The 26,616-nt window shown below is 72.9% G+C and carries 27 protein-coding genes; 14 read left to right on the top strand and 13 right to left on the bottom strand.

Going from position 1 to position 26,616, the window contains the following annotated elements:
- Window positions 1-17 precede the first annotated feature (17 nt).
- The 3 genes from AB0M03_RS33160 to AB0M03_RS33150 are packed head-to-tail and all read left to right on the top strand — an operon-like array spanning window position 18 to window position 2,217.
- A complete protein-coding gene (locus AB0M03_RS33160) occupies window positions 18-827 on the top strand; it encodes a sigma 54 modulation/S30EA ribosomal C-terminal domain-containing protein (RefSeq protein ID WP_363498566.1) in 810 nt (269 codons plus the stop codon).
- A gap of 38 nt (window positions 828-865) precedes the next feature.
- Window positions 866-1,102, top strand: a complete 237-nt coding sequence (locus tag AB0M03_RS33155; protein ID WP_363498564.1) for a hypothetical protein — start codon at window positions 866-868, stop codon at window positions 1,100-1,102.
- 23 nt (window positions 1,103-1,125) lie between these two features.
- Window positions 1,126-2,217: a hypothetical protein gene (locus AB0M03_RS33150; RefSeq protein ID WP_363498561.1), complete on the top strand. Its 1,092-nt coding sequence runs from the start codon at window positions 1,126-1,128 to the stop codon at window positions 2,215-2,217.
- A gap of 389 nt (window positions 2,218-2,606) precedes the next feature.
- Here AB0M03_RS33150 and AB0M03_RS33145 read toward each other — a convergent pair whose 3' ends face one another.
- The 3 genes from AB0M03_RS33145 to ftsH form a co-directional block, all read right to left on the bottom strand.
- Complete coding sequence (locus tag AB0M03_RS33145) at window positions 2,607-2,969, bottom strand: hypothetical protein (protein ID WP_363498559.1); 363 nt, start codon at window positions 2,967-2,969, stop codon at window positions 2,607-2,609.
- 24 nt (window positions 2,970-2,993) lie between these two features.
- Entirely contained in the window at window positions 2,994-3,761 is a 768-nt protein-coding gene (locus AB0M03_RS33140; protein ID WP_363498556.1) for a PspA/IM30 family protein, read from the bottom strand.
- A gap of 302 nt (window positions 3,762-4,063) precedes the next feature.
- Window positions 4,064-6,001 (bottom strand): ATP-dependent zinc metalloprotease FtsH, encoded by a 1,938-nt coding sequence (gene ftsH / locus AB0M03_RS33135; protein ID WP_363498553.1) that lies wholly within the window; start codon window positions 5,999-6,001, stop codon window positions 4,064-4,066.
- 693 nt (window positions 6,002-6,694) lie between these two features.
- Between ftsH and AB0M03_RS33130 the strand changes: the two genes are divergently transcribed.
- A complete protein-coding gene (locus AB0M03_RS33130; RefSeq protein ID WP_363498550.1) occupies window positions 6,695-8,041 on the top strand; it encodes a nicotinate phosphoribosyltransferase in 1,347 nt (448 codons plus the stop codon).
- A 288-nt stretch (window positions 8,042-8,329) separates the two neighbouring features.
- Here the strand turns inward: AB0M03_RS33130 and AB0M03_RS33125 are convergent, their stop codons facing one another.
- A complete protein-coding gene (locus tag AB0M03_RS33125; RefSeq protein ID WP_363498547.1) occupies window positions 8,330-9,025 on the bottom strand; it encodes a CBS domain-containing protein in 696 nt (231 codons plus the stop codon).
- 590 nt (window positions 9,026-9,615) lie between these two features.
- On the opposite strand from AB0M03_RS33125, the gene ppsA reads away from it, so the two are divergent.
- Both ppsA and AB0M03_RS33115 read left to right on the top strand, forming a co-directional pair.
- On the top strand, window positions 9,616-11,991 hold the full coding sequence (ppsA, locus tag AB0M03_RS33120; protein WP_363498545.1) for a phosphoenolpyruvate synthase: 2,376 nt from the start codon (window positions 9,616-9,618) through the stop codon (window positions 11,989-11,991).
- An 8-nt stretch (window positions 11,992-11,999) separates the two neighbouring features.
- Window positions 12,000-13,421: an MBL fold metallo-hydrolase gene (locus AB0M03_RS33115; protein WP_363498542.1), complete on the top strand. Its 1,422-nt coding sequence runs from the start codon at window positions 12,000-12,002 to the stop codon at window positions 13,419-13,421.
- A gap of 278 nt (window positions 13,422-13,699) precedes the next feature.
- On the opposite strand, the gene AB0M03_RS33110 is transcribed toward AB0M03_RS33115, so the two are convergent.
- Window positions 13,700-14,338 carry a hypothetical protein gene (locus AB0M03_RS33110; RefSeq protein WP_363498539.1) on the bottom strand — a complete coding sequence of 213 codons (639 nt, stop codon included), beginning with the start codon at window positions 14,336-14,338 and terminating at the stop codon, window positions 13,700-13,702.
- A 48-nt stretch (window positions 14,339-14,386) separates the two neighbouring features.
- Window positions 14,387-14,911 carry a flavodoxin domain-containing protein gene (locus tag AB0M03_RS33105; RefSeq protein ID WP_363498536.1) on the bottom strand — a complete coding sequence of 175 codons (525 nt, stop codon included), beginning with the start codon at window positions 14,909-14,911 and terminating at the stop codon, window positions 14,387-14,389.
- A 185-nt stretch (window positions 14,912-15,096) separates the two neighbouring features.
- Here AB0M03_RS33105 and AB0M03_RS33100 point away from each other — a divergent pair, with 185 nt between their 5' ends.
- Together AB0M03_RS33100 and AB0M03_RS33095 are read left to right on the top strand one after the other, a co-directional pair.
- Complete coding sequence (locus AB0M03_RS33100; protein WP_363498534.1) at window positions 15,097-15,639, top strand: flavodoxin domain-containing protein; 543 nt, start codon at window positions 15,097-15,099, stop codon at window positions 15,637-15,639.
- A 188-nt stretch (window positions 15,640-15,827) separates the two neighbouring features.
- Window positions 15,828-16,079 (top strand): DUF1918 domain-containing protein, encoded by a 252-nt coding sequence (locus AB0M03_RS33095; protein ID WP_363498531.1) that lies wholly within the window; start codon window positions 15,828-15,830, stop codon window positions 16,077-16,079.
- Window positions 16,080-16,105: 26 nt separating this feature from the next.
- Here the strand turns inward: AB0M03_RS33095 and AB0M03_RS33090 are convergent, their stop codons facing one another.
- The 4 genes from AB0M03_RS33090 to AB0M03_RS33075 all read right to left on the bottom strand — a co-directional run bounded on the left by AB0M03_RS33090 (window position 16,106) and on the right by AB0M03_RS33075 (window position 19,549).
- On the bottom strand, window positions 16,106-17,320 hold the full coding sequence (locus AB0M03_RS33090; RefSeq protein WP_363498529.1) for a SpoIIE family protein phosphatase: 1,215 nt from the start codon (window positions 17,318-17,320) through the stop codon (window positions 16,106-16,108).
- The gene (locus tag AB0M03_RS33085; protein WP_363498526.1) at window positions 17,317-17,790 is read right to left on the bottom strand and encodes a universal stress protein; all 474 of its coding nucleotides are present in this window, start codon (window positions 17,788-17,790) and stop codon (window positions 17,317-17,319) included. The genes AB0M03_RS33090 and AB0M03_RS33085 overlap by 4 nt, the downstream gene beginning before the upstream one ends.
- A 163-nt stretch (window positions 17,791-17,953) precedes the next feature.
- Complete coding sequence (locus AB0M03_RS33080; RefSeq protein WP_363498523.1) at window positions 17,954-19,084, bottom strand: J domain-containing protein; 1,131 nt, start codon at window positions 19,082-19,084, stop codon at window positions 17,954-17,956.
- Between the two features lie 114 nt (window positions 19,085-19,198).
- Entirely contained in the window at window positions 19,199-19,549 is a 351-nt protein-coding gene (locus tag AB0M03_RS33075) for a zinc ribbon domain-containing protein YjdM (protein WP_363498610.1), read from the bottom strand.
- Window positions 19,550-19,767: 218 nt separating this feature from the next.
- On the opposite strand from AB0M03_RS33075, the gene AB0M03_RS33070 reads away from it, so the two are divergent.
- The 4 genes from AB0M03_RS33070 (at window position 19,768) to AB0M03_RS33055 (ending at window position 23,213) form a co-directional block, all read left to right on the top strand.
- Window positions 19,768-20,136 (top strand): metalloregulator ArsR/SmtB family transcription factor, encoded by a 369-nt coding sequence (locus AB0M03_RS33070; RefSeq protein ID WP_363498521.1) that lies wholly within the window; start codon window positions 19,768-19,770, stop codon window positions 20,134-20,136.
- Between the two features lie 148 nt (window positions 20,137-20,284).
- Window positions 20,285-20,632, top strand: a complete 348-nt coding sequence (locus AB0M03_RS33065; protein WP_363498518.1) for a metalloregulator ArsR/SmtB family transcription factor — start codon at window positions 20,285-20,287, stop codon at window positions 20,630-20,632.
- A complete protein-coding gene (locus AB0M03_RS33060) occupies window positions 20,629-22,341 on the top strand; it encodes a SulP family inorganic anion transporter (protein WP_363498516.1) in 1,713 nt (570 codons plus the stop codon). Before AB0M03_RS33065 ends, AB0M03_RS33060 begins: the two co-directional genes overlap by 4 nt.
- Before the next feature lie 509 nt (window positions 22,342-22,850).
- Entirely contained in the window at window positions 22,851-23,213 is a 363-nt protein-coding gene (locus AB0M03_RS33055; RefSeq protein ID WP_363498513.1) for a hypothetical protein, read from the top strand.
- 7 nt (window positions 23,214-23,220) lie between these two features.
- Here the strand turns inward: AB0M03_RS33055 and AB0M03_RS33050 are convergent, their stop codons facing one another.
- Both AB0M03_RS33050 and AB0M03_RS33045 read right to left on the bottom strand, forming a co-directional pair.
- On the bottom strand, window positions 23,221-23,601 hold the full coding sequence (locus AB0M03_RS33050) for a metalloregulator ArsR/SmtB family transcription factor (RefSeq protein ID WP_363498510.1): 381 nt from the start codon (window positions 23,599-23,601) through the stop codon (window positions 23,221-23,223).
- A gap of 88 nt (window positions 23,602-23,689) precedes the next feature.
- Window positions 23,690-24,028, bottom strand: coding sequence for an STAS domain-containing protein (locus tag AB0M03_RS33045; RefSeq protein ID WP_363498607.1), 339 nt, complete (start codon window positions 24,026-24,028; stop codon window positions 23,690-23,692).
- A 450-nt stretch (window positions 24,029-24,478) separates the two neighbouring features.
- Here AB0M03_RS33045 and AB0M03_RS33040 point away from each other — a divergent pair, with 450 nt between their 5' ends.
- Both AB0M03_RS33040 and AB0M03_RS33035 read left to right on the top strand, forming a co-directional pair.
- Window positions 24,479-24,979, top strand: coding sequence for a pyridoxamine 5'-phosphate oxidase family protein (locus AB0M03_RS33040; RefSeq protein WP_363498507.1), 501 nt, complete (start codon window positions 24,479-24,481; stop codon window positions 24,977-24,979).
- Between the two features lie 145 nt (window positions 24,980-25,124).
- Window positions 25,125-25,817 carry an ester cyclase gene (locus AB0M03_RS33035; RefSeq protein ID WP_363498505.1) on the top strand — a complete coding sequence of 231 codons (693 nt, stop codon included), beginning with the start codon at window positions 25,125-25,127 and terminating at the stop codon, window positions 25,815-25,817.
- A 43-nt stretch (window positions 25,818-25,860) separates the two neighbouring features.
- Here the strand turns inward: AB0M03_RS33035 and AB0M03_RS33030 are convergent.
- Window positions 25,861-26,616, bottom strand: a 756-nt coding sequence (locus AB0M03_RS33030) for a universal stress protein (protein ID WP_363498502.1), incomplete at its 5' end; no start/stop codon positions are given.

Here is a 26,616-nt window from a genome sequence, read left to right as displayed (position 1 = left end):
CGAACGGAGAAGACCCGATGGCGAACCGACCGATGCCCATGCAGACACCCGAGGTCCAGGTCGAGGCCCAGGGCAACCTTCCGTCCGGCATGGCGGAACTCGCCCGTACCAAGCTGCTCGCGCTCCTGAACGAGGTGCGCGAACCCGTCCTGTCCGTCCGGATCCGGCTCACTCGCATGCACAACCCCGCCACCGAGCGGCCCTACCTCGCCCAGGCCAGTCTGGACGTCAACGGCCGCACCGCCCGAGCCCATGTGGCGGCGGGGACCATGACCGAGGCGATCGACCTGCTGCACGACCTGCTGGCCCTGAAGCTGGCCAGACTCCGGAGGCACTGGGAGGCCCGACGTGGTGGCACGCCCGGAGTCGGCGAGCACGAGCACGAGTGGCGGCACGGGTCCGAACCCGCACACCGCCCCGACCACTATCCACGTCCGGCGGACGAGCGGGAGATCATCCGCCACAAGTCCTTCTCCCTCGCCCGCGAGACCGTCGACGAGGCCGCCTTCGATCTGGACACGATGGACTACGACTTCCACCTCTTCACCGAACTGGCCACCGGCGAGGACAGCGTCCTCTACCGCGCCGCTCCGACCGGCTACCGGCTCGCCCAGGTCCATCCCCACCCCGAACAGATCGGCACGACCGCCGTCCGGCTGACCGTCAGCCCCTCCCCCGCGCCCCGGATGAACACCGCCACCGCGAAGAGGCGGATGGACACCCTGGGACAGCCGTTCGTGTTCTTCACCGACGACGTCACCGGACGCGGCAACGTTCTCTACCGCCGTTACGACGGCCACTACGGCCTGATCACACCCGCCGAGTAGCCCACCGACGGGAAACCGCTTCAGAGAGGCAGCCGATCATGACCGACCCCACCGCCGCAGGCACACCCGCCGCGGCCTTCCGCCCTCCGGGCCGCGACCTCGAAAGCACCGTCGAGCGCATCGAACTACTCGAAGCCCAGGTCCAGGCCCTCGGCCAGGCCATGCGTGCCCTTCTCCAAGGACTCGAGGACATCCCCGACCGGGAGCCCGACCCCGAACGCCCGGGTCGTGCCGCCCGTCTGGCCCACGAGCTCCTCCTCGCCCAGGGACTCTGACCACCCGCAGGGAGCGGCCAGTCATGAAACTGACCTTCCTCGGCCCCCTCTACGCACGGCCTGGCCCATACGCCTGTGCCTACGTCGACACCTCTCGCGACCTCGACGAACCTGACCGGGCTGTCGACCTGCGCCGACGGCACCTGGAGACCGAACTCGCCGCCCAGGGCGCCGACACGGCCACCACCGGCGCCGTCACCCAGGTCGTCGGCACCGACCGCGACATCCCCGGCCGACACGGCCAGGCCGTCTTCGCCGCCCACGGCCGGCTCGCGCTCGCCGAGGAACTGCCTGAACCGCCACCCCGCGACTCCGCCCGGTTCACGATGGTGCCCGACGCCATGCCGCTCGCCCTCCAGCACGCCCCCGACATCCCCTACGCCGCCGTCGCCGTCCACCGCGTCACCCGACCGGGCGGCACTCCCACGTCCGAGCTCGAGGTCGACCTCCAGGCGGGTCGGTGGCCCACCGCCAAGGTCGCCCCCGGCCGCCTGACCCGGCATCGGGTCGCGGCCTCCGAGTGGCGGCAGGCCGCCGTAGAGGTCGCCGAAGAACTCGTCGGCCTCGCCGACCGCAGCAAGGCCGAGGCGATCGTCCTGTCCGGCGACCACTGGGCCCGCAACGCCCTCACCCGGGAATTGCCCGCGCGCCTGCGCAAGCGCATCGTCGCCGTAGACAGCGACAGGTGGGACACCGATCCCGAACGCGCGCTCATGGAGGACGAACTCGCCCACCTGTTCCGCGGCCGCCTGTCCGCCCGTGACCAAGCCGGCACGCAGCGCTTCCTGGCCCGCCGCGCCCGCCGCAGCGGCGCCGTCGAAGGCCTCGCCGCCACCGTCACCGCCCTGCGGCACGGCCAAGCCGAAGCCGTCCTGATCAATGACCCCTTCGACCTCGACCAGCAGCTGTGGGTCGGCGTCGCGCCCAAACAACTCGGCCTCACCCAACGTGAAATGCAGGCCCTCGGCATCAACTCCTGGGCGGCACCGGCCGACTCCGCGCTCATTCGCGCGATCGTCGGCACTGGCGCGGACCTCATCGTCATTCCCCACGACGAACTGCCCCTCGACGACGGGCTGGGAGCCCTCCTCCGCTACCCGGACGCCCCCATGTGAACCCGGCAAAACCTTCCGGGTCCCGTCCACCCGTGCAGCCCCGCAGGTCAACTGCGGGGCTGCTGCCCGGGCCCTGTTCCCTTCCCCAGGCCGAACCTGCCAGTGGGCTCCCTACGCCGGTATTGTCCGGATCAGGCGGTGGAGGTCGCCGTCGGGGTCTCGTCGACCCCTCCGGCCTCTCAGCGCGGCCGTCTACTTCAGTCCAGGACAGTGCAGTTGACCGCCCTGGACCGTTCCGGCCGAGCTCCCTCGCTCGCCCTGCAAGCCAACTCCCACGCTACGCTCGCCCCTCCCGCGCACCAGGGCCGAACGGCCCTCTCCCCGGATCCGCCGAGCCCACGGCAGACCCGGCCCGGCGGCATGCCACGAACCCCCGGGCCCCACGGCGGTCAGCGCAAAGGCATCGGCCCGCCCAGCATGCCGCCCGGCCACCGGTCCCAGTGCTCCAGGCGGGCGACCCGGTAGTCCAACCGGTCCCTCAGCAGATCGATCGCCTCGTGCATCGTCTCGGCCACCACCCTCGCCCGCGCCAGACGGCCGTTCACGTCCAGGCTGGCCCAGGCGACCGCCGACCGCCGCACCGCCGGATCGCGTCCTTGTATCAGCCTCACCCGCGCGGACAGCACGGGCTCCCGCGCAAGACGCGCCACACCCAGGACCGTAGTGCGCGCGTACTCGGCCGATTCCGGCGGCATCTCCCCCCGGACCTTCACCTCGATCACGGGCACCAGTGCGGATGCTGAACGGTTCACGCCCGTCCTCCTCACGCTGCGCGGTCACACCGACGACTCCCCGCCCGATTCCGCCCGCCCCGTGCCCTCCCCCTCGGAGCCCGGGACGGCAGGCAGCTTCGCCTTCAGCCGCTTCAACTCCTCCTCCACGTCCTGGTCCGCCCTGATCCGCTCCAGCTCGATCCGAACCTCGTCGGGGCCGGCCGGCGCAGTGGCGTCCTCCAGCACGCCGGACGCCATCAGCTCGTCCAACGCCACGGAGCGGGCCTGCAACTGCTCCGTCCGGGCCACGGCGCGCTGCACCGCCGCGCCGACGCTCCCCATCTCCTCGCCGATGCCCGAAAGGGTCTCGCCGATGCGGGTCTCGGCCTCGGCCCTGGTGTACTCGGCCTTGAGCGTCTCCTTGCGCAGGCGGAAAGCCTCCACCCTCGCCTCCAACCGCTGCGCGGCCGCCGTCAACTTCTCCTCCTCCGCCCGCAGCAACGGTTCCTGCTCCTCCAGACCGCCGAGCTGCCCCTGCACACCCGCCCGCCGGGCCAGCGCCTCGCGCGCCAGGTCTTCGTGTCCGGCGGCCAGCGCCTGTTGCGCCTGCTCCTCCAGCTTCTCGTCCGACTTCCGCAACTGGGCCATCTGCAGCTCCAACCGCTTCCGGCTCGTCGCCACATCCGCCAGGCCACGCCGCACCTGCTGCAACAGCTCCACCTGCTGGGCATACGCGTAGTCGAGCACCTCGCGAGGATCCTCGGCCCGATCCAGCACCTTGTTCGCCTTGATCCGGAACAGCTCTGCGATGCGGTCCGCGATGCCGGTCATGACCATCCGCTCCTTCCTGCAGCGACTCGACCAGGGCAGCCGACGGGGAGCACCTACCGCGTGATCACCGTACTCACAGCGTCAGGGGGCACCTCCACCGTCTCTCCGCGGATGCCGCGGCACAACCCACCGAGCCCCAGCCCTCCCACCACGCACGGCCTGCCCCAAGGACCACGGCATGAGGCGCTGCCCGAACCGCACCGTGCAGTCGTCGTAGCACGCCACGACATCCTCAAGGTCGGCCACCCCCGGCAGGTGGATCGGCGGCTGCCGCTCTGCCACACCTCTCGGCGGCCCGCGCGCTACGCCGGACCGACCTGCGTTTTGCTGAGCTCTACCCCGCTCCGCTGCCGGTGCAGGATGCCGAGGACGACCGTTCCGTCCACCGTCTCCTGCTCCACGAGCAGCGCAGCGAGCTCGTCCAGCTGTTCGCGGTGGCTGCGCAGCAGGTCGACCGCTCGTGCTTCGGCCTGCCGGAGCAGCCGGGCGGCCTCCTCGTCCACGGTGCGCTGGGTCGATTCGGAGTAGGGCCGGCGGAGCAGGTCTTCCGGGCCGGGGCCGAGGTGCTGCGGGGCGGTGGTGGCGTACCCGACCGGGCCGAGCTCGGCGGACAGGCCGAACTCGCGGACCATGCGGGTGGCGACCTGGGTGGCGTTGGCCAGGTCGTTGGCGGCTCCGGTGGAGCCCTCGCCGAAGACGACCAGTTCGGCCGCCCGGCCGCCGAGCTGGACGGTCAACAGGTCCATGAGGTAACTCTCGCTGTACAGGTGTCGCTCCGCTTCGGGCAGTTGCTCGGTCGCGCCGAGGGTCATGCCGGCGGGCAGGATGGTGACCTTGGCTACGGGGTCGGCGTGTTCGCACAAAGCGGCGATGAGGGCGTGCCCGGACTCGTGCACCGCGACCGAGCGGCGTTCCTCCGGGAGCAGGGCGTTGGAGGACTCGCGGCGGCCGAGCAGCACCCGGTCGCGGGCTGTGTCCAGGTCCCCGGTTGTGATGGTGTATCGCTCGGCGCGCACCGCGTTGATGGCGGCCTCGTTGACCAGGTTGGCGAGGTCCGCGCCGGAGAAGCCCGGGGTGGCGCGGGCGATGCGTTCCAGGTTCACGTCGGGGGCCAGGGTCTTGCCCCGCACGTGGACGGCGAGGATGGCGGATCGCTCGGCTTGGTTGGGCAGCGGCACGGTGACCTGGCGGTCGAAGCGGCCGGGCCGCAGGAGCGCCGGGTCCAGCGCGTCGGGCCGGTTGGTGGCGGCCAGGACGACGATGCCGGTGGACTGGTCGAAGCCGTCCATCTCGGCGAGCAGCTGGTTGAGGGTCTGCTCGCGCTCGTCGTTGCCGCCCAGCCTCGTGCCGCCGCCGCGGCGGCCGCCGACGGCGTCGATCTCGTCGATGAAGATGATCGAGGGGGCCCGCTTGCGTGCTTCGTCGAAGAGGTCGCGCACCCGGGAGGCGCCGACGCCCACGAACATCTCGACGAAGGCCGAGCCGGTCACCGACAGGAACGGGACCTCGGCCTCTCCGGCGACCGCGCGGGCGAGCAAGGTCTTGCCGGTGCCGGGCGGCCCGACCATGATCACGCCGCGCGGACCCTTGGCCCCCGCCGCGGCGTATCGCTCGGGGCTGCGCAGGAAGTCGACGACCTCGCTGACCTCCTGTTTGACGCTTTCGTAGCCGGCGACGTCGGCGAACCGGGTGCTCGGGCGCTCGGCCTCGATGATCTTCGCGCGGGAGCGTCCGATCGCGCTGAGACCTCCGGTCATGGCCCGGCTCGCCATCCGGCCGGACCAGAGGAACAGTCCGCCGATGAGGATCAGTGGCAGGAAGATCAGCAGAAAGGAGAGGAACGAGCTGCCGCCACTGTTCTGCTTGGCGGTGATCTCCACGTGCTGGGACTGCAGCTGGGCGGTGAGTGCGCTGCTGTCCAGGGCGGTCGGGATCTGGGTGGTGAACTTGGTTCCGTCCTTGAGTTCGCCGGTGATCGCTCCTTTGTCGGTGATCTCGACCGTCTGGACCTGGCCGGTGTCGACCTTCCCGGCGAAGTCGCTGTAGCTGTAGCGGGTGCCGGCACCGGACGGGCTGCGGGACAGCAGAACGAACAGCAGCATCATCGCGATCGCGGCGGGCAGCAGCCAGCGCCGCCAGGACGGCGGAGGGGTCGGCGCGGGCTTCGGCGGCTCGCGCGGCGGCCCGGGCCTGGCCCGGCCTGTCGGGTGCCGGGCGGGAAAGCGCCTCGGTGCGATCATCTGATGCATTCGAGCCTCCGCGCCCATCGTCCGTCGCGGCGGCCACGGTGGGCAGGGCCGATCGGTCCACCTGAGTCGGGCATCCGGGTAGGCCCGCCAGTCCGCATGCGAGTCCGCCGCAGGAGAACGATCCTGCAGGAGAGCGGACGCTGCTCAACGATGCCGTCATCGGCCTGGGCGTGACCGCCCCCGAGAACCCGGCACATACGCCCCTGTCGAGCGACTGCCGTCGGAGTTCGTCGTCGGCCTGATCGGAAGGACGGAGTCATGGCTGAGGAACCCGACCTCGCGGGGAAGATCGTCGTCGGGGCCGGTGATGGCCTGGCCACCGTTCTCCGGGTGGGGCAGCACGGTCCCGGTCGGCGACGGGTCCCCGTCTTCGTTCACCCCGAGCCCCTCGCCGAGCCGCACATGGACGTGGTCGCTCATGGTCCGGCAGCCTTCACTTCGCACCCGGAACAGGACCCCGTCGGCCACGGGCGACTGCGGACAGGAAAGGGTCGGCCGGAGGCGTCCACCTCGTGAGATCGGAGCACGCGGGCGATCTCCCCGCGCGGACGGGTTGCGCGAGTAGGTGCTTCGGCGGCCCCCGCCGCCGCGGTCACGGTGGCGGCCGGGTCGCCCGTACCGGACTCGGGCCGACGGGCGCGATCACGCCGCAGTCCACGACTCCGGCATCCGGAGGTTGAGGCGATGTCGACAGCCCAGGTCACCGATCTGTACGAGGTGACGATGGCGCACTCGTACCTGCGGGAGCAGATGACCGCTCCGGCGACGTTCGACCTGTTCGTGCGCAAGCTCCCACCCGGCCGCGGCTTCCTGGTGGCCGCGGGCCTGGAACCGGTGCTGGATTTCCTCGCCGAGCTGCGGGTGGACGAGGAGGACGTCGCGGCCTTCGCCGCCGCCCTCGGCCGGCCGTACCAGGACTTGGAGCCGCTGCTCGGACTGCGCTTCACCGGGCGGGTACGGGCCGTGCCCGAGGGACGGATCGTGCTCGCCGGCGAGCCCGTCCTGGAGGTGACCGCGCCGCTGCCCGAGGCGCAGCTGGTGGAGTCGTTCCTGCTCAACCAGGTGTGCCACCAGACGGCAGTGGCGTCGAAGGCGGCGCGGTGCGTGATCGCGGCGGCCGGTCGGCCGGTGGTGGACTTCTCGCTGCGCCGCACTCATGGCGTGCCTGCGGGCGAGCAGGCGGCCCGGTTGGGCGCGCTGGTCGGCTTCGCCGGGACCAGCAACGTGGCCGCCGCGCGCCGGTACGGCCTGCGGGCGGTGGGCACGATGGCGCACTCGTACATCGAGGCGTTCGGCGACGAGGCGGCGGCGTTCCGGGCCTTCGCCCGCGCCCAACCCGGCCCGGCGACCTTCCTGGTGGACACCTACGACACCGAGGCCGGCGTCGCGGTGGCCGCCCGGGTACTGCACGAACTCGGTCTGCACGAAGGCTGCGCGGTACGTCTCGACAGCGGGGATCTCGGCGCGCTCGCCGGCTCCGCCCGCCGGATCCTGGACGCCGCCGGGCTGCCCGGGGTGAGGATCACCGCGAGCGGTGGGCTGGACGAGTACGCGGTGGACGAGCTGGTGCGCACCGGGGCGCCGATCGACCTGTTCGCCGTCGGCACACTGGTCGGCGTGGCCGCCGACGCCCCGTACCTGGACGCGGCCTACAAGCTCGTCGCCTACGACGGCCGACCGATGATGAAGCTCTCCACCGGCAAGGTGACCGCGCCCGGCGCCAAGCAGGTCCACCGCGCCCCCGGATTCACCGACACCGTCACACTGGCCGACGAACCCGCACCGGCAGGCACCCGGCCACTGATGGAGACCGTGATGGCGAACGGCCGCCGCACCGGCCCCGCCCGGTCGCTCACCGAAGCCCGCGCGACGTTCGAAGCCGATCTCACCGAACTCCCCGATGCCGCCGGCCGAATCATCGATCCCCGGCCACCGGTGGCCGCCGTCTCCGAAAGACTGCGTTCACTCACCGACCGGGTCCGCCGATCCATCGAGGCGCGACAACAAGCGGCTCGCGATCCGAACGGCTGAGCGGGCCGCCCCTCGGCGGGGCCACACGACGGAGACGTGTCGGTTGGACGCGACGATCCCGACCTCGGCGCCGACCACGCCGGGGACGGCACGCACCAACCGTTCCATCACCGGCGGTGCCGAAGCGTCGGGCAGCGTCCCGCTCAACGTGATCCGTTCTTCCTTTGCACGGACGTCGACGGCCGAAGCATGCTCGCGGAGCACAATCCCACGAATCCGGGCCGGCCGGGCCCCCGACGCAGATCAGGGCGGACCAGTGGCGAGCGATCAGGTGGGCAGTGGCCGAACTCAGCGGTCGGCGCGGTAGGCGTGGGGGTGTTCGAGGTGGATGCCGGTGTCGTCCTCGCTCCAGTCGAGGGTCTGGTGCACCGCGACCACGCCGTCCACGGCACGGCACAGCTGTTCGACGATCGGACCGAGACTGCGGCGCGGCAGCCGTCCGGTCAGGGTGACCACGCCGTCGTGCACGACGACCTGGACGTCACCCGGTGCCAGCCACAGCGTCTCACCGAGCACGTCGTGGACGATCTCCTCGCGGATGGCAGTGTCGTGGCGCAGGAAGACCTGCAGCAGGTCGCTGCGGCTGACGATGCCGACCAGCCGGCCGACCTCGTCGACCACGGGGAGCCGCTTGACCTTGTGCTTGTCCATCGCGCGGGCGGCCTCCGGGACGGACCAGGAGGCGTGGGCGGTGACGGCCGGGCTGGTCATGAGTCCGCCGGCGGTCTCGGCCTCGGCGCGTGCCCGGTCGGCCGGGTCGAGCCACCGGCCTGCTGTGCGGCCTTCCGGGTCGGGCAGGACGGCTTCCTTGCGGATCAGGTCGGCCTCGGAGACCATGCCGATCGGGCGTTCCTGGTCGTCGACGACGGGCATCGCGGTGATGTCGTTGCGGTGGAACAGCGCCGCGATCTCCTTGAAGGGCGTGTCGGGCCCGGCGGTGACGACCGCCCGGGTCATCACGTCGTGGACACTGCGGTGCTGCATGGTCCTCACTCCTCCGTGGCTGGTCTCCGTACTCACACTGTCCGCCCACCGGGGCGGGACCGCACAGGGACGTTCGGCCCTGCGGCCAGGCCGATGAAACCCGCGACGGCCGAGCCACCACGCGCCATCACGGGAAGTGACCGCTCCCCTCGGCGGTCGCCATGATGACGAACGCCACCTCCCTCGTCCGCAGCCCGCCCGGACCTGCTCACCTTCCTCTGCGGTCTCGGCACCGTCACCGGCGGCAAGTTCCCGGTCGCGACCGACCGCGTCAACCGGCGGCCGTCGATGGCGGCCCACATGGCGCTGCTCTTGCCCTTCCGGCGGTGACACGCGCCGCCCCGGCCGACCCGGGGCTGTGGGCCGTCCGGCCCACCGATCCGGGGCCCAGGGCCCTGGGAGCCGGAGGGCGGCCGGGCGGATGGTGGAGGCACCGGCACCCGCCGGAGGCCCGGCCGAGGAGGTGGCAGACATGCCCCGCATCAGGATCGCCAGGCGTCCCGCCGGCCAGACCCGTCAGCTCCCGCCGCTCGACCTGCGCACACCGTCGGGCCGTCGGCTGCCCTACTGAATCGTCCGGGAGAGAAGCCATGCGCCGAGTGATCCGGTTCGCCGACCTGGAACGGAGCGACGTCGGCCTGGTGGGGGGCAAGAACGCCTCGCTGGGGGAGCTCATCGGGCACCTCGACCCCGCCGGCGTCCGTGTTCCCGACGGCTTCGCCACGACGGCCGACGCCTTCCGCGAGTTCCTGGCGCAGGGCCGGCTGCAGGGCGAGATCGTCGCACAGCTCGACCGGCTGAGGGCGGGCAGCCCGCTCGCCGAGGTGGGCGCCGCCGTCCGCGCCGCGATCCTGGCGACGCCCCTCCCGGCACCGCTCGTCGACGAACTCGCCGAGGGCTACGCGCGGCTGGGCCGCGAAGCGGGCCGGACCGATCCGGACGTGGCCGTGCGCAGCAGCGCCACCGCCGAGGACCTGCCGGAGGCGAGCTTCGCCGGGCAGCAGGAGACCTTCCTCAACGTCCGCGGGCGCGAGGCCCTGCTGGACGCCTGCCGGCGGTGCTTCGCGTCGCTGTTCACCGACCGGGCGATCGACTACCGCGAGCGGCTCGGGTTCGACCACCTCTCGGTGGCGCTGTCGGTGGGCGTGCAGCTGATGGTCCGTTCGGACCTGGGCGGATCGGGCGTGATGTTCACGCTGGACCCGGAGAGCGGCTTCCCCGAGGCCGTCGTGGTGAGCGCCGCGTGGGGGCTCGGGGAGACGGTGGTCAGCGGCCAGGTCGACCCCGACGAGTACCTGGTGTTCAAGCCGCTGCTGAAGGATCCCGGGCTCGACCCGGTGCTGCAGACCGTGTGCGGCCCCAAGCGGCACAAGTCGGTGTACGGGGAGGAGGGCCTCACCCGGATCGTCGAGACCTCGGAGGAGGAGCGCGCCGCCCTGGTGCTGGACCGCGCGGAGGTCCGGCGGCTGGCCGAGTGGGCGGTCGCCGTCGAGGAGCACTACGGCTGCCCGATGGACCTGGAGTGGGCGAAGGACGGCCGCAGCGGGCAGCTGTTCGTCGTCCAGGCCCGGCCGGAGACCGTGCAGTCCCGCCGCCGCGGAACGGTACTGCGCCGCTACCGGCTGACGGGCACCGGCGAGCGGCTGGTGGACGGCATCGCCGTCGGGGAGGCCGTCGGCGCAGGCCCGGTCCGCAGACTGCAGAGCCCTGTCGAGATCGGGAGCTTCCCCGACGGAGCGGTCCTGGTCACCGCGATCACCGATCCCGACTGGGAACCGCTGATGAAGAAGGCGTCGGCGATCGTCACCGACCACGGGGGGCGCACCTCGCACGCGGCGATCGTCAGCCGTGAGCTCGGCGTGCCGGCCGTGGTCGGCACCGGCCGGGCGACCGAGGTCCTGCCCGACGGGCAGCAGGTCACCGTCTCCTGCGCGGAGGGCGCCGAGGGCCACGTCTACCGGGGGAACGTCGACTTCGAGGAGTCGGAGACCGACCTCGATTCGCTGCCGGCCACCCGTACCAAGGTCATGCTGAACCTGGCGGACCCGGCCGCGGCGTTCCGCTGGTGGCGGCTGCCCGCGGACGGCGTGGGGCTCGCGCGGACGGAGTTCGTCGTGGCCCACCAGGTGCGGGTGCACCCCATGGCGCTGCTCCACCCGGAGCGGCTGTCCGCCGAGGACCGGCGGCAGGTGGACGCACTGACCGACGGCCACCCCGACCGCGCCGAGTACTTCGTCGACCGGCTGGCCCAGGGCGTGGCGCGCATCGCCGCCTCCCGATGGCCGGACCCGGTGGTCGTGCGCACCAGCGACTTCAAGACCAACGAGTACGCCCGGCTGGTCGGCGGCGCCCCGTTCGAGCCCGTGGAGGCCAACCCGATGATCGGGTGGCGCGGTGCGAGCCGCTACTACGACGACCGCTACCGGGAGGGCTTCGCCCTCGAATGCCGGGCACTGCGCCGGGTGCGCGACGAGATGGGGCTGACCAACCTGGTGGTCATGATCCCCTTCTGCCGCACCCCCGAGGAGGCGGACCGCGTGCTCGCGGTGATGGCGGACAACGGGCTCGCCCGCGGCCGCAACGGGCTGCGCGTCTTCGTGATGGCGGAGATCCCGGCGAACATCCTGCTCGCCGGGGAGTTCGCCGAACGGTTCGACGGCTTCTCCATCGGCAGCAACGACCTCACCCAGCTCACCCTCGGCGTCGACCGCGACTCCGACCTGCTCGCCCACCTCTTCGACGAGAGCAACCCGGCGGTCACGCGCAGCATCGAGACACTGATCGCCACCGCCCACGCGGCCGGCCGTCATGTCGGCCTCTGCGGCCAACGACCCAGCAACGACCCCGCGTTCACCCGCTTCCTGGTCGACGCCGGCATCGATTCGATCTCGGTCACCCCGGACAGCTTCGCCGCCGTCAAGCAGCAGGTCGCGGCGGCGGAGCACGGGCGGCCCGGCGCGAAGTGAGGACCGCCGTGAACACCGCGCCCGGCACCCCTGGCCCCGCGCCCCGGCCGGGCCTGCTCACCTTCCTCGGCGGCGTCGGCACCGTCACCGGCAGCAAGTTCCTGGTCGAGACCGACCACGCGCGGCTCATGGTCGACTGCGGGCTCTTCCAGGGCCTGGCCGAACTGCGCCGCCGCAACCGCCGCCCGCTGCCGCTCGACCCGGCCGACATCGACGCCGTCGTCCTGACCCACGCCCACCTGGACCACTGCGGCTACCTGCCGCGCATGGTCCGCGAAGGCTTCCGCGGCCCGGTCCTGACCACCCCGGACACCGCCCGGCTCGCCGAACTGATCCTCCGCGACAGCGCCCACCTGCTCCGTGAGGACGCCGAGCACGCCAACCGGCACGGCTGGTCCAAGCACCGCCCCGCCGAACCGTTGTACGACGAGGAGGACGTCGAGAACGCCCTGGGCATGTTCGACCCCGTCCCGCTGGACTCGGACGTCGAGATCGAGGCGGGCACGGTCCTGCGCCTGCACCGGGCCGGGCACATCCTCGGCTCCGCCTGGGCGCACCTCACCCTGGAGGACGGGCACACCCTCGCCGTCAGCGGCGACCTCGGCCGCCCGGTGCACCCCCTGCTTCGCCCGCCCGAGCCGTTCACCGGGGCGGACGTGCTGCTGATGGAGTCGACGTACGGCAACCGTCACCACGAGGAGACCGCGGCCCGCGAGTGGTTCGCCCGTGCCGTCGAGCGGACGCTGGCCCGCGGCGGCACCGTCGTCGTCCCCTCCTTCGCGGTCGACCGCACCGAGGTCGTCCTGCACCAGCTCGCCGAACTGCGCCGCAGCGGGCGGCTGCCGGCCGGCGCCCCGGTGTACGTGGACAGCCCGATGGCGCTGGCCGCGCTGCAGGTGTACCGGGACGCGTTCGCCGTCCGCTCCCCCGAGCTGCGCACGGACGTGCTGGACGACACGACGGCCCTCTCCCCTGAGCCGTTCGAGTTGATCCACTCGCTCCAGGAGTCGCTGGCCCTCGAACGTTCCGCCGTGCCGTCCGTGCTGGTCTCGGCCTCGGGCATGGCCACCGGCGGCCGCGTCGTGCACCACCTGCGGCGCCTGCTGCCCGATCCGCGGAACACCGTCGTCGTGGTCGGCTACGCCGCGGAAGGCACCCGGGCCCGCCAACTGGTCGACGGCGCCAGGGTGCTGAAGATGTACGGCACCTACGTACCGGTCCGTGCCGAGGTGGTGGACGTTCCGGCGTTCTCCGCCCACGCCGATGCGGCGGAGATCATCGACTGGCTGCGGGCCGCGCCGCCGCCGAGCGCCACCTACCTGGTGCACGGCGAGCCCGAGGGGGCCGAGGCCCTCCGCGACCGGATCGACCGCGAACTCGGCTGGACCGCCGTGGTGCCGCGCTCGGGCGAGCGCGTGCTGGTCGGCTGACCGGGCTCGTGCAGGTGCCGACCGCGGCCCGGCCGAAAGCCCGCGTACGGCTCGGGCCGGCACCGTGCCGTCCGGCGTGCCCCGCTTCACGGCCCGACTGCCTCCCCGGCCAGGGCCGGACGGCGCAGCCGCCGGAGGTAGGGGTTGCGGGAGGGCCTGGGCTCGACGTCTCCGGGGTCGCGTTCGGTCAGCGGGGCAAGCCGGGTGGTGTGGTCGCCCAGGACGTCGGTCGCCGTCCCGCCGAGGCCGAGCCACGCAGCCGGCTTCCGGCGGCCGGTTCAGTTCTCGCCGGTTCCGGGCCGGTTCGTGCGGCCGGACCAGCGCGGTTCGACGAGATTCCAGTCGTCGTCCCACGCGGCCGCTGCCCGGTGGTCGAGGATGCCACGGCGCAGGACGAGGAGCACGGCGGAAAGGGTGCCCGCGCCGGCCAGCACGATGAGACCGTAGCCGGCCGCAGACACCGCCATCTGGTCGTCTCGGAGGGGAAGTCCGGCGGGGGCACCGGCATCGTCGACCCACAGCGGGACTTTCGCCCCCTCCGGCGTGCCGCTGGGCACCCTGACGGTGCCGGTCCTGTCGCCGCCGGCCGTGGCCCAGGTGGCCCGGGCCTGCGCCGTGCCGAGTGACTGGCCGGGGGTGCCGACGGCAGCCGCAAGGGTCGTGGCGGTCGCCCGGTGACGGTGCTCGGCCGTCCGGCGGGCATCCGCCCGCATGTCGTTCAGCAGTACCTGAGCGGTGACCAGGGCGGCGACGACCGAGAGCACGGCCAGCAGGACGGCACCGAGGAGCAGCCGGCTGCGAGCCCGGTCGGTCCTGCGGCAGAGCGGGTTGTGATCCAGGCCGGCAGCCCTGCGGAGATGCCGCCGGAGCGGATGGCCGCCCTCGGACGGGCGGGGCGAGGTGGATGCGGCGGGCATGGCGCGCCTCCTCGGTCTCCTGCGGCGGATGCCGCAGGAGACGGGCCGTCAGTTGCCGTTCGGACCACGGTCCTCGTGGGTGTGCAGTTCGGCGCCGATCTGCCGGGCCCAGCGCCGGATGTGCTCGGGGCTGCGGAAGTCGCCGCCCTTGTCGTGCCGGACCATGCTGCGGGCGACAAAGCCCGGCGTCTCGGCGGTGACGCTGCCTCCGAACGTGACGTGCCCACGGGCGCCGAGACGCTCCAGTTCCTCGGCCACCTGGGCGACCGGCGGGATCTCCTGCTGTTCCGCGGAGCTGTCGATCGGCCCGCTGCTGAACAGCCAGACCGGTCGCCGCGCCAGTTCGTCCGCATGGCGGTGGGCGCATTGGAGCGCATCCCGTTGCCAGCGGTTCATGTAGAGGGCACTGCCGAGGACGACGGCATCGAAGTCCGCCACGGTGGTGACCTCGGCGGCGGGGAGGACCTCGGTCGCGAACCCTTCCTCGTCCAGCACCCGGCCGATTTCCTTGGCGATGCCCGCCGTGGCGCCGTGCTTGCTCCCGTAGGCCACGAGGATTCGCTGCTTCGTCATGGTGTGCCTCCCGCGGAACCGGCCCCTGGAGGGGCCTTGTCCAGGCCTCGCCATCAGCTTCGGCCCTGCGTGGCCGGCGGCGACAGGGCCTGGTGTCCCGTACCGGGGGCCGAACGGTCCCTGCCGGCGGGGGACGCAGGGGCGTGTCATGGAGAGACCGGGGCAGCGGGAGCAGGAGCGGTGACGTGCAGGTCTTTGTCGGTTATGCGAGTGCGCACGGTTCGACACGCCGGATCGCCGAACGGATCGCCCGGCAGTTGCGGTCGAGCGGCCACGGGACGGCCGTCCGGCCGCTGGTGCCGGCGAGCGACGTCACGGGCTGCGGCGCCGTCGTGCTGGGCAGTGCCGTCCACGACGGCAGGTGGCTGCCCGAGGCCGTCGAGTTCGCCCGGCGGAATGCCGGTGCGCTCGCCGGGCGGCCGGTGTGGCTGTTCAGCGTGAGTCTCGTCGGGGAGCGGAGCAGCGCCTTCCCACCGGTCGTGGCCCGGTGCCTCCGGCGGCTCAAGGCGCGTTCCGCCGCGGAGTTGCCCGCCGCTCTGCCGGCCGCGATCGCGCCGGTCGGCAGGCACGACTTCGCGGGTGCGGTGGCGCCGGAGCACTGGCCGCCGATCGGCCGGCTGGTCTTCCGGCTGATGGGCGGGCGGTACGGCGAGTACACGGACTGGGGTGAGGTGGACGCGTGGGCGGCGACCGTCGCAGCGCAGCTCGAGGCGACGGCAGACAGCTGAGCAGCGGCGGTCGGGAACGCGCAGCGCGAGGGCCGGCGGACACATCGCTGTCCTGCGGACGGGGAGGCCGTTCGGCCCGGCCGAGGGACCCGCCCGGCCCTGGTGGCGCCGTCGGACTTCTGCTGGTCTGGAGTCCGGGAGGGGCCCGCCCGGAACGCCCGGGGACGGTTCGAGGACGGAGGCCCGCCATGAAGGCCGACATCGGGGACCGGGTCATCGTGAACGCCACCCGGCCCGGCGCCGCACGCCGCGACGGGGAGATCGTGGCACTGCACCATCCGGACGGCAGCCCGCCCTGGGACGTGCGCTGGTCGGAGACCGGCCGGGTGTCCATGTTCTTCCCCGGCCCGGACACCCGACTGCACCACTTCGAGCACCACGAGCAGGACCGGACGGTGCCGGTCGGCCGCGGCGGCATCCTCCACACCTTCGCCGACTGAGGGGCGCCTGGTCCCGGCGCGGTCCCTCACAGCCGGACGACCACGAGCACCGTGTCGTCGGTGGCGCCGCCGGGCGGCAGCAGCCCGGCCAGCACGGCGTCGGCCATGGCCTCGGGAGGGTCCGAGGGCCGGGCGGCGAGGGCGCGGGCCAGGCGGTCGAGGCCGACGTCGATGTCCTCGCGGCGCCGCTCGATCAGACCGTCGGTGTACAGGACGAGGGTGTCGCCCTCCTCGAAGGGGACGGTGGCCTGCGGGCGCGAGACGTGTTCCGGCCGGGCGCCGAGCGGCGGGTCGGTGGCCCGGTCGAGGAATTCGAAGGTGCCGTCGGAGCGCAGCAGCACCGGCGGCGGGTGGCCGGCGCTGCTGTAAGTGATCGTGCCGAGGGCGTGGTCGACGAAGGCGGTCGCGGCCGTCGTGTTCTCCGCGCCGTCGACGGAGCGCGAGTAGAGGCCGAGCACCTCCAGGGACTGGGCGGGGCCCTCGGTGACCCGGGAGGCGGCGCTGAGGGCGCTGCGGAGCTGGCCCATGACACCGGCCGCGGCGAGCCCGTGTCCGACGACGTCGCCGACGGCGACCGCCGTGCGGTGCCGGGGCAGGGCGACCAGGTCGTACCAGTCGCCGCACACGTTGAGCGTGCCGACGGCGGGCCGGTACCGGACCGCCGCGCGGACCCGGTCGATCGGTGCGGGGGTCGGCAGCATGGCCGCCTGCAGTGCGAGGGCGACCTCGCGCTCGCGGGCGTGGGCCTCGCGCAGGCGCTCGTTCAGCTCCTGGAGTTCGCGGGCCCTGGTGTAGAGCTCGGCCTCGAGGATGCGGGCGCGGTTCCCCTCGGGCAGGCCGTGGGCGTTGATGAGTTCGGTGATCTCCTCGACCCGGTGCACCAGGAGCACCACGTCGCCGTCGGGCCCGAGCACGGGAACGTTGACGGGGCTCCAGTAGCGCTCCTGCCACTCGCCCGGCCGCTCCAGGCTCTCGACGTCGTACCGCTGGAGGGCCATGGTGTCGCGTTCACCGGTCTCGAGGACCCGGCGCAGCGATGCCTCCAGGTTGCGGGCGCCGGTGGCCTCCGGGTCGTTCGGGTTGTCGGGGAACACGTCGAACAGGTAGCGGCCGAGGAGCTGGTCGTGCGTCCGGCCGGAGAGGTGCAGGAACTCCTCGTTGGCGTCCGCGTACACCAGGTCGGGGGTGAGCACGGCGACCATTCCGGGCAGGGCACGGAAGACCGCCTGGTAGTCGATCACCCGTCCTTCCCCGGATCCGGGTGGCGGACGGGCCGGACGACGACCACGGGGCACCGGGCGTGGTGGACGCAGTGCTGTCCGATCGATCCCAGCAGCGCCTCGGTGAAGCCGCCGTGGCCGCGGTTGCCGACGACGAGGAGCGAGGCATCGCGGGAGGCGTCCAAGAGGGCGGTGGCGGGGTGGCCCTGGACGACGTGCCGCCGGATCAGGTCCGGTGCTCCGGGCAGGTCCCGAGTGGCCTCGGCCACGGCCTCGTCCAGGCAGCGGCGTGCGGTGCCCTCGAAGTCGAAGCCCCCCAGGAGGGTGGCGGGCATCCCGTAGCCGGCCGGGTACTCCCACGCGATCAGGGCATCGACCGTGCCGCCGACGAGCCGGGCCTGGCGGACGGCCCAGCGCAGGGCCTCCCCGGCGGCTTCCGAGCCGTCCACCCCCACCACGATCCGAGGCGTCCCGCCTGCTCCGTCGTCCACTGTGCACCTCCGGGCGCGCGCCGTGTTCACGGCCACCATCCGTGAGCCGGGCCGGGCCCGCCATCGGAACTCCGCCGCTGGAGAGACCCTGCCGACAGGCCGGGCCGCCGGGCACGGGCGAGGATCGCCGGTACGCGGCAGCCACGGCGACGGGCCGTGCAGGTCACCTCGCCTCGCGCTTCGGCCTTCTCCGCCACCACCTGGCCCGGCCGACCTCCGGGGCTCCGGCTGCCTTGGTGCGGGGCTCGGGCGGCTCGTCACCGGCGTGCGCCGGGGACTGACCGGCGCCGGCCTTCCCGTGCGCGGCACGGAGTTCGGCCAGCCTCCGGTAGAGGTCCTGTTCCTCCTCGCCGGGACGGTCGGGGATCCGTACGGTCACCGACACGCGCAGGTCGCCGCGGGTTCCTCCGTCGGGGCGGGGCAGGCCCCTGCCCGGAACACCGAGCACGGCCCCGGGCTGGGTGCCCGGGGGAACGACCAGTCGGACGTCACCGTCCAGTGCCGGAACCGTCCGTCTCGTACCGAGCACGGCGTCGTGGACCGGGATCTCGATTCCGCACCACAGGTCGGCGCCCTGCCGGGTGAAGCGGGGGTCAGGAGCGGTCCGAACCGCGACGAAGACATCGCCGCTCGCCCCGCGCCCCTCGGGCGGCGGCATCCCCCTGCCGGGAAGCCGGAACACCGTCCCCTCGCCGATGCCGGGCGGAATCCTGAAGGTGACGGGCTCGCCCAGGACGACCCGCCCGGAGCCCGCGCAGGCCGTGCAGGGCTCGTGGAACACGCCGCCTGCCCCGCCGCAGACGGGGCAGGCGGCGGGGCGGCGGACGGTCACGGTCCCGGTGGACCCGGTCAGGACGGCCGACAGCGGTACGGTGAGTTCGAGCTCGACGTCGGCGCCGCGCTCCGGCGGGCGCGTGGCACGGCCGCCGAAGGGATTGCCGAACATGCCGCCGGCGAGCGGGCCGCCGAACATGCCGCCGGGCCGCCCGAAGGACGCTCCGCCGGTCCTGCCGAACACCTCGCCGAGATCGAGTCCGGCGAGCAGGTCCTCCACCGAGATCCCGGCGGGCGGAGTGGCGCCGTGGTGGTCGTAGTCGGCGCGCCTGTCCGGGTCGGACAGCACCGCATAGGCCTCCGCGACCTCCTTGAACCGCTCCTGGGCGTCGGAGCGCGTACTGAGGTCGGGGTGGTACTTGCGCGCGAGGTCGTGGAAGGCCCGCTTCACCGTCTCCCGGTCGGCGTCGTGCGGCACCCCGAGGATGTCGTAGTAGTCCCTGCTGCCGGTCGTCGCCATGCGTCCAGCGTCGCCCGTCCGCACTGCGGTCGCGAGGGGCCGGTCGGCCCGTACCGTGCGGCGACCGGCCCCGCCGCACGCCCGTCCAGGGCCACCGGCGCCGGGTGCGGAGGGTCAGGCCTTCTTGACCACGCTCGACTTGAGCTGCATGGCGCCGAAGCCTTCGATCCGGCAATCGATGTCGTGGCCGTCCACCCCGTCGACCAGGCGGATGTTGCGGACCTTGGTGCCCGCCTTGATGCCCGACGCGCTGCCCTTGACCTTGAGGGCCTTGACGACCGTCACGGTGTCGCCGTCGCTCAGCACGTTGCCGACCGAGTCCTTGATCACCCGCTCGCCGCGGACCTCCGTGCCGCCCTCGGCGGGAGCCCACTCGTGGCCGCACTCGGGGCAGACCATCAGTGCGTCCATCTCGTAGGTGTACTCGCCGGAGCACTTCGGGCACGGGGGCAGGTTCTCGCTCATGAACGCGGTCTTCTCTGTCTGTCGCATACCTCGGGGAAAGGCCCGGGGGCCTGATGAGCAAGTTTAGCAGTTGCGAATCTTTGCAAATCTGCGTGTGGCGGCGCCCGACCCGTCCGACCGGTACGGTTCCGGGAACGGCAGCCGACCTCGGCCGCGGCGCCCACGGCATTGCTAGAGTCGAACCAGCCACCTCGACACTCGACACGGACGGTGACCCCATGCCTGCCGGTAACACGCGGCAACCTTCCGTCACCACCGTGCCGCTGTACCAGATCAAGGCAGAGTTCTTCAAAACCCTCGGCCACCCCGTGCGCATCCGCGTCCTCGAACTCCTCAGCCAGCGCGAGCACGCCGTCGCCGAGCTGCTCACCGACGTCGGCGTCGAGGCCTCCAACCTCTCCCAGCAGCTCGCCGTCCTGCGCCGCGCCGGCGTGGTCACCTCCCGCCGCGACGGCGCCGCGGTGATCTACCGGATCACCAGCCCCGAGGTCGCCCAGCTCCTCGCCGTCGCCCGCTCCATCCTCACCGACGTCATCACCGGCAGGGCGGAACTCCTCGGCGACCTCCGCCCGGGCCCCACCGACTGACCGGCCCCACCGACTGACCCGGGCGCCCGCACCACCGGCCGAGGGGGATCACAGCGGAGGGATCACAGCATCATAGACTTGAAGAATTCTTCATGTTCGCACATGCTGAAATCCTTGTACTGCTAGTCATACGGAGGAGACAGGACTGATGGCCGTTCCGCTGTACCAGGCCAAGGCGGAGTTCTTCCGAACGCTGGGGCATCCGGTGCGCATCCGGGTGCTGGAGCTGCTCCAGGAGGGGCCTCGTCCGGTGCGCGAGCTGCTGGCGGCGATCGAGGTCGAGCCCTCGAACCTCTCGCAGCAGCTGGCGGTGCTGCGCCGCACCCAGCTGGTCTCGGCCACACGGGACGGCAACACCGTCGTGTACGCGCTGAGCACGCCGGACGTGGCGGAGCTGCTGCAGGCGGCGCGCCGGATCCTCTCCACGATGATCACCGACCAGTCGGACCTGCTGGCCGAGCTCGGCGGGCACGAGCCGCGGGAGGCGGGCGCATGAGCGACCTCGTCCCGGTGTCCGCGCGCCGTCTGGGCGGCCGGCTCCGCGCGGTGCTGCCGGACCGTGCGGTGTGGGCGACGATGCGGCGCTCGCCGCGCAAGGACCTGCTCGCCGGGGTGACGGTGGCGATCGTCGCGCTGCCGCTCGCGCTGGGCTTCGGTGTCGCCTCCGGTGCCGGAGCGCAGGCGGGTCTGGCCACCGCGGTGGTCGCCGGCGCGCTCGCGGCGCTGTTCGGCGGCTCCAACCTGCAGGTCAGCGGCCCGACCGGGGCGATGACCGTGGTCCTGGTGCCGATCGTCCACCGCTACGGCGCCGACGGCGTGCTGACGGTGGGTCTGCTCGCCGGGGTGCTGCTGGTGGCGACGGCGCTCGGCGGCGCCGGGCGTTTCATGGCGTTCGTCCCGGCGCCGGTGGTGGAGGGCTTCACCCTCGGCATCGCCGCGGTGATCGGCCTCCAGCAGGTGCCCGCGGCACTCGGCGTGGCGCCCTCGGGCGCGGAGAACGTCGCCGTCGCCGCATGGGACGCGCTGACCGACTTCGTCGCAGACCCGCACCTCGCACCACTCGCACTGGCCGCGGGCGTGGCGGTGGTGATGCTGGTCGGCGCCCGGCTGCGGCCGGGTGTCCCGTTCTCCCTGCTCGCCGTGGTCGCCGCGACGCTCCTCGCCTCCGGCGCCGATCTGGACGTGGCGACGATCGGACACCTGCCCTCCGGGCTGCCCGCCCCGTCGCTGGCGTTCTTCCACCTCTCCGACGTGCCGCAGCTGGCAACGGCGGCGGTCGCAGTGGCTGCCCTCGCCGCGCTGGAGTCGCTGATGTCCGCCACCGCCGCCGATGCGATGAGCGTCTCGGAGCGGCACGACAGCGACCGGGAGCTGTTCGGGCAGGGCCTGGCCAACCTGGCCGCGCCGCTGTTCGGCGGCGTCGCCGCCACCGGTGCGATCGCCCGCACCGCCGTCAACGTCCGCTCCGGCGCCGCCTCCAGACTGGCCGCGCTCGTCCACGCGGCGGTCCTCGCCGTGGTGGTCTTCGCCGCCGCCCCGCTCGTCGAGGGCATCCCGCTCGCGGCCCTGGCCGGCGTGCTGATCGCCACCGCGGTGCGCATGGTCGAGGTCGCCTCCCTGCGGGCGCTGGCCCGCGCCGGACGCGGCGAGGCCGCGATCCTCGCACTGACCGCGGCCGCGACCCTCGCCTTCGACCTGGTGACCGCCGTCATCGTCGGCCTGCTGGTGGCCGGTGCGCTGGCGCTGCGGCAGGTCGCCCGCTCCGCGGCCCTCACCCGGGTGCCGCTGCACGAGGGCCTGCCGGCCGCCGACCACCATGCCGAGGAACAGGCCCTCCTGGCCGAACACATCGTCGCCTACCGCATCGACGGGCCGCTGTTCTTCGCCGCCGCCCACCGCTTCCTCCTCGAACTAGCCGAGACCGGCGACGTGAAGGCGGTCGTCCTGCGCCTGTCGCGAATCACCGCGATCGACGCCACCGGCGCGCTCGTCCTCGGGGACGCCATCGACAAGCTGGAGCGGCGCGGCATCCTCGTCCTGGTCTCCGGCGTCCGTGAGGACCACCTCAAGACCCTGGACGCGCTCGGCGTGCTCGACCGCCTGCACACCGGGCACCGCGTCTTCGCCGCGACGCCCGAGGCCATCGCGTACGCCCGCGACCACCTGCCGGGCGTCCTGGCCGACACCGCCGGCGGAGGGCGCTGACGAGGCCCACGGCCCGGCTGCCGTCCGGCCGGGCGACGCCTCCTACCGCCCCGTCCCCACGGTGTTCGGTGCGCGACTCACCGCAGACCCCGTTCCGGGCCCCGCCGCGCCCCTGCCGCCGGGCGGCACGCCCGGCGGGTGTGCCGCGCTGCCCCGTTGGCACGACCGGCACAGGACGTAGGCCCTGCCGTCGGGCGTGGACACGGTCCCCCACCCGCTGCAGATCCGGCAGGACCGTGCGCTCTCGAGGTCGACCGCGGGATGCGGACCGTCGGCAGTGCTCATGGGTTGCTTCCTCTGTTGCCCTGGGGCCCAGGATCCAACAACATGAAGAATTCATCAACTCAACATGTCATGGATTGCAGTCGAGTCGGCCCGCTTCCGGCAGAAGCCGATCGCTTGCGGTCATATCGGCGAGCTGTGCCGTTCGCTTTCCTAGGATCGCCCGACAGAAGTGGACATCAGCGCGCCGGGGCACGACCCTGCGCCACGAACGGCTGGAGGAGAACTTGGCCGGGATCGAAACCTCGCTCAAGGACGCGATGACCATCGACGGCGCGATCGGGGCCGCCCTGGGGGACTACACCAGCGGCATGGCGCTGGGCACTGCGGGGCCGACCGAAACCCTGTCCGTCGCGGCCGCCGCCACCACCGACATCCTGCGCGCCGAGATGCGCGCCCTGGACCTGGCGGGCCAGGGCCACCAGAAGCTGGAGGACATCCTGATCAGCCTGACCGGCCAGTACCACCTGATCCGGCCGCTCACCCGGCACCCCGGGCTGTTCCTCTACCTGATGCTCGACCGCAACCGGTCCAACCTCGCCATGGCCCGCCACCACGCCCGCCGCATCGAGGCCGGCCTCGAGGTGTGACCGAACGTCAGCCGCGGGAGGGGTCGGCAGCAGGGGTGAGCAGGCCTTCGAGGAGTTCGGCCTGGTCGGTGATGACGCCGCCGAGGATGGACCGGGCGACGCGCAGGAGGTGGGTGACCTCGGGGCTGGTGAGGCTGTACACGACGGTGGCGCCCTCGCGCCGGGCGGCCACCAGGTTGCCGCGGCGCAGGACCGCCAGCTGCTGGGACAGGTGGGCCGGCTCGACGCCGACCTCGGGGAGGATCTCGGAGACGGCGTGGTCGCGTTCGCCGAGCAGTTCGAGGACGCGGATGCGCACCGGGTGGGCGAGCGCCCTGAAGAACTCCGCCTTCACCTGGTACAGCGGCACGCCGACCACCGGTGGCGGGGGCGGGGTATCGGCGTTCACGTCGTCACCGTCTCGATCGGGCCGCCGGGGCGGAGCATCATCGGCTGTCGACCTTAGCAACCGCGCACACCGGGGCTGCGGGAGCGATTCAGCGCACGCCCAGCACCACCAGGGCCACGTCGAGGTCGGCGCAGAGCCGGAGCACCGACAGGGCCGAACTGCTCCTCAGCAGGTCCGCCTTCCGCTGCCCGACACCGCAGACCGCGAGCGGGCCGCGGTCGTGCAGGCGGCCGGCGGCGGCCACGATCGCGGCCTCGCCCTCGGCGCCCCAGCCCGTCAGGGCGGACACGTCGACGACGATCGGACCTGGGCAGCGCGCCACGGCCCAGTCGAACGCGCCCTGGAAGCGGTGCGTGGCGCGCGCTCCCAGGAAGCCGGAGAGCCGCAGGACGCCGGCTCCGTCCACCGTCACCAGTTCCCACTGCATGCTCACCGCCGCCCCCGAGCACCACACCCGGGGCGGCGGTGAGTGCGCGCGGACCTCCCGCGACCGGCAGGGCCGGACAGGAGGAGGGAACGCCCGGACCGCAGGCACCGCTCACCCGGCGCCGGGCGGCACACGACACCCGGCGCCGCATTCGGAGCAAGCGGCGCCATCCGGCGACGGTCCGACGAGATACGCATTCCCTCCTCCTGCCCTCGCACGCAGTTGCCAATATTAGCAACTGCTAAGGTCATCATGTGACAGCCACCGGAAGCGGCTGCCACCGGCTCGCCGCCCCGGTCACACCGACGCCGGGGCGGCGGGGCCGTGACCTGCCCGGAATCCGGCCCGCGACCGGCATGCCCGCCCGGATGGGGCCGATCGGCCCTTGCAACGGCCCGGCGGCGGAGGGAACGTGATCTCCATACGACTCGGAGCGATCGCGAACACCTCATGAATGACGAAGCCGCACAGCGGCACCCCAGGGACCACCGGACCCGGCCACCGCTCGGCGCACGGCGGATGGCGGCGCTCGGGCGCAGTGAGTGCCTGAAGCTGCTGGCCGGCGTACCGCTCGGCAGGGTGGTCTTCACCAAGGACGCCCTGCCGGCCATCCGGCCGGTCAACCACGTCGTCGCCGACGACGCGATCATCATCCGCACCCACGAGGGCGCCGCCCTGACCACCGCCACCGCGGGCGCCGACGGGTCCGGCACCGTCGTCGCCTACGAGGCCGACGCCATCGATCCCGACACCCACCTCGGGTGGAGCGTCGTCATCACCGGCTACGCCCGGCCCGTCACCGACCCTGACGACCTCGTCCGCTACGAGCAGCTGCTGCAGCCCTGGGTGGACGCGCCGATGACCCGCACCGTCCGCATCGACCCCGAACTCGTCACCGGGTTCCGCCTCACCGAACAGCTCCCGGCACCCGGCACGGCAGCACCGGAATGAGGCCCCGCCTTCGCTACGGATCACCGTTCCGCGCGCCGGACGACCGGCTCCGCACCGGAGCGCGGCCCGGCACCGGCAGGAGCAGAGTGGAGTCAGCACGGTCGGCGGACAGGCATTCAAGGGGGCGTGGATCGGGAGGTTCACGATGACCTTCGTACAGATCGTCGAGTGCCGCACGGAGCGGCCGGACGAGCTCAACCAGCTGATGGACACCTGGATCGCACAGACCGAGGGCAAGCGCACCGCCACCCACACCATGGTCGGGTCGGACCGGGAGGACGCCCAGCACATCGTGGAGATCGTCGAGTTTCCCTCGTACGAGGCGGCGATGCGCAACTCCGGCCTGCCGGAGACCGACCGGATCTTCCGGGAGATGGTGGCCCTCTGCCAGGAGCCGCCCACCTTCACCAACCTGGACCTCGTCCGCGACGAGCAGCTCCTCAAGGACTCGGCCCGCCGGCTGCTGATGGAACCCGCGGCCGGGGACATGTCCGCCATCGACGAGCTCGTCGCACCGGACTACCGGGACCACGATCCGTCGATGGACGCCGACACGGTCGGCCCGGCGGCCGTCAAGGAGATGATCGAGGGCTACCGCCGCGCGTTCGACTTCACCTTCGACATCCAGAGCCAGATCGCGGAGGGGGACCAGGTCGTCACCCGCTGGATGTGGCGCGGCACCCACATCGGCGAGTACATGGGCATGCCCGCCAGCAACAAGACCGTCGAGGCCGCCGGCATGACGATCTGGCGGTTCGAGGACGGCAAGGCCGTGGAAGGCTGGTGGAGCTGGGACGCCGTCGCCATGATGCGCCAGATGGGCATGCTTCCCGGCTGACCGGGACCACGACACCTGCGAGGTCCCGGGTGCAGGGCCGTGTTCACGCCTCCGGCACGACGGCGACGGGGCAGGCGGCGTGGTGCAGGACGGCGTGGACCACGGGGCCGAGCATGACCACCGGGCCGACCGGCCGGCGGCCCAGCACCAGCAGCCGGGCCTTGGCCGACGCGTCCACCAGCACCCGGCCGGGGCCGGCGTGCTCGACGTCCTCGTGGACCTCGACGTCGGGACGGGCCGCCTTCCAGGGCTCCAGGGCGGCGCCCAGCAGCGCGGCCTCACCGTCGTGCTCCCCCGACGGCACGGGCCCGGCGTGGACGGCCCGCAGCGGCAGCCCGTAGCGGTGCGCGGCGGCGAAGGCGAAGCCGAGGGCCGCCTCGGCGGGACGGCGGGCGTCCACGCCCACCACCACCTCCTCGCGCGGGTGCCCTCCCGGCGGTTCCGCGGGGAGTACCACCGTCGGGCAGCCCGTCCGGGCGGCGAGGTACAGGGCGGTCGAGCCGACCCGCAGCTCCGGGAAGCCGTCTCCCCCGCGCGCTCCGAGCACCAGCAGGTCGGCGTCCTCGCCCGCGGCGAGCAGCGCCGCCGGCGCCACGTCGTGGGCCTCCTCGGTCCGCATCCGCAGGCCCGGCCAACGCACCGCCAAAATGTGCTCCACCTCGTGGAGGAGGTCGCCGCCGGGCCGTCCGGCCGCGGTCCGGGCAGGGAGCAGGTGGGGCATCAGCGGCAGGGCGTGCAGGACGCGGAGCGGGCGGTCCCGCAGCAACGCCTCGCGGGCGGCCCAGTCGGCGGCCGCCAG

Source organism: Kitasatospora sp. NPDC051914 (assembly GCF_040680995.1).
Taxonomy (GTDB): Bacteria; Actinomycetota; Actinomycetes; order Streptomycetales; family Streptomycetaceae; genus Kitasatospora.
This window is presented reverse-complemented; position numbering and strand designations above follow the sequence as displayed.

Excerpts from the sequence above, each read along its gene's own strand:
- ftsH (WP_363498553.1), bottom strand. The coding sequence starts at position 6,001 with ATGATCGCACCGAGGCGCTTTCCCGCCCGGCACCCGACAGGCCGGGCC.
- AB0M03_RS33060 (WP_363498516.1), top strand. The coding sequence starts at position 20,629 with ATGAGCGACCTCGTCCCGGTGTCCGCGCGCCGTCTGGGCGGCCGGCTC.
- AB0M03_RS33150 (WP_363498561.1), top strand. The coding sequence starts at position 1,126 with ATGAAACTGACCTTCCTCGGCCCCCTCTACGCACGGCCTGGCCCATAC.
- AB0M03_RS33070 (WP_363498521.1), top strand. The coding sequence starts at position 19,768 with ATGCCTGCCGGTAACACGCGGCAACCTTCCGTCACCACCGTGCCGCTG.
- AB0M03_RS33035 (WP_363498505.1), top strand. The coding sequence starts at position 25,125 with ATGACCTTCGTACAGATCGTCGAGTGCCGCACGGAGCGGCCGGACGAG.
- AB0M03_RS33045 (WP_363498607.1), bottom strand. The coding sequence starts at position 24,028 with ATGCAGTGGGAACTGGTGACGGTGGACGGAGCCGGCGTCCTGCGGCTC.
- AB0M03_RS33140 (WP_363498556.1), bottom strand. The coding sequence starts at position 3,761 with ATGACCGGCATCGCGGACCGCATCGCAGAGCTGTTCCGGATCAAGGCG.
- AB0M03_RS33125 (WP_363498547.1), bottom strand. The coding sequence starts at position 9,025 with ATGCAGCACCGCAGTGTCCACGACGTGATGACCCGGGCGGTCGTCACC.
- AB0M03_RS33095 (WP_363498531.1), top strand. The coding sequence starts at position 15,828 with ATGAAGGCCGACATCGGGGACCGGGTCATCGTGAACGCCACCCGGCCC.
- AB0M03_RS33065 (WP_363498518.1), top strand. The coding sequence starts at position 20,285 with ATGGCCGTTCCGCTGTACCAGGCCAAGGCGGAGTTCTTCCGAACGCTG.
- AB0M03_RS33075 (WP_363498610.1), bottom strand. The coding sequence starts at position 19,549 with ATGAGCGAGAACCTGCCCCCGTGCCCGAAGTGCTCCGGCGAGTACACC.
- AB0M03_RS33160 (WP_363498566.1), top strand. The coding sequence starts at position 18 with ATGGCGAACCGACCGATGCCCATGCAGACACCCGAGGTCCAGGTCGAG.
- AB0M03_RS33105 (WP_363498536.1), bottom strand. The coding sequence starts at position 14,911 with ATGACGAAGCAGCGAATCCTCGTGGCCTACGGGAGCAAGCACGGCGCC.
- AB0M03_RS33110 (WP_363498539.1), bottom strand. The coding sequence starts at position 14,338 with ATGCCCGCCGCATCCACCTCGCCCCGCCCGTCCGAGGGCGGCCATCCG.
- AB0M03_RS33080 (WP_363498523.1), bottom strand. The coding sequence starts at position 19,084 with ATGGCGACGACCGGCAGCAGGGACTACTACGACATCCTCGGGGTGCCG.
- AB0M03_RS33130 (WP_363498550.1), top strand. The coding sequence starts at position 6,695 with ATGTCGACAGCCCAGGTCACCGATCTGTACGAGGTGACGATGGCGCAC.
- ppsA (WP_363498545.1), top strand. The coding sequence starts at position 9,616 with ATGCGCCGAGTGATCCGGTTCGCCGACCTGGAACGGAGCGACGTCGGC.
- AB0M03_RS33040 (WP_363498507.1), top strand. The coding sequence starts at position 24,479 with ATGAATGACGAAGCCGCACAGCGGCACCCCAGGGACCACCGGACCCGG.
- AB0M03_RS33155 (WP_363498564.1), top strand. The coding sequence starts at position 866 with ATGACCGACCCCACCGCCGCAGGCACACCCGCCGCGGCCTTCCGCCCT.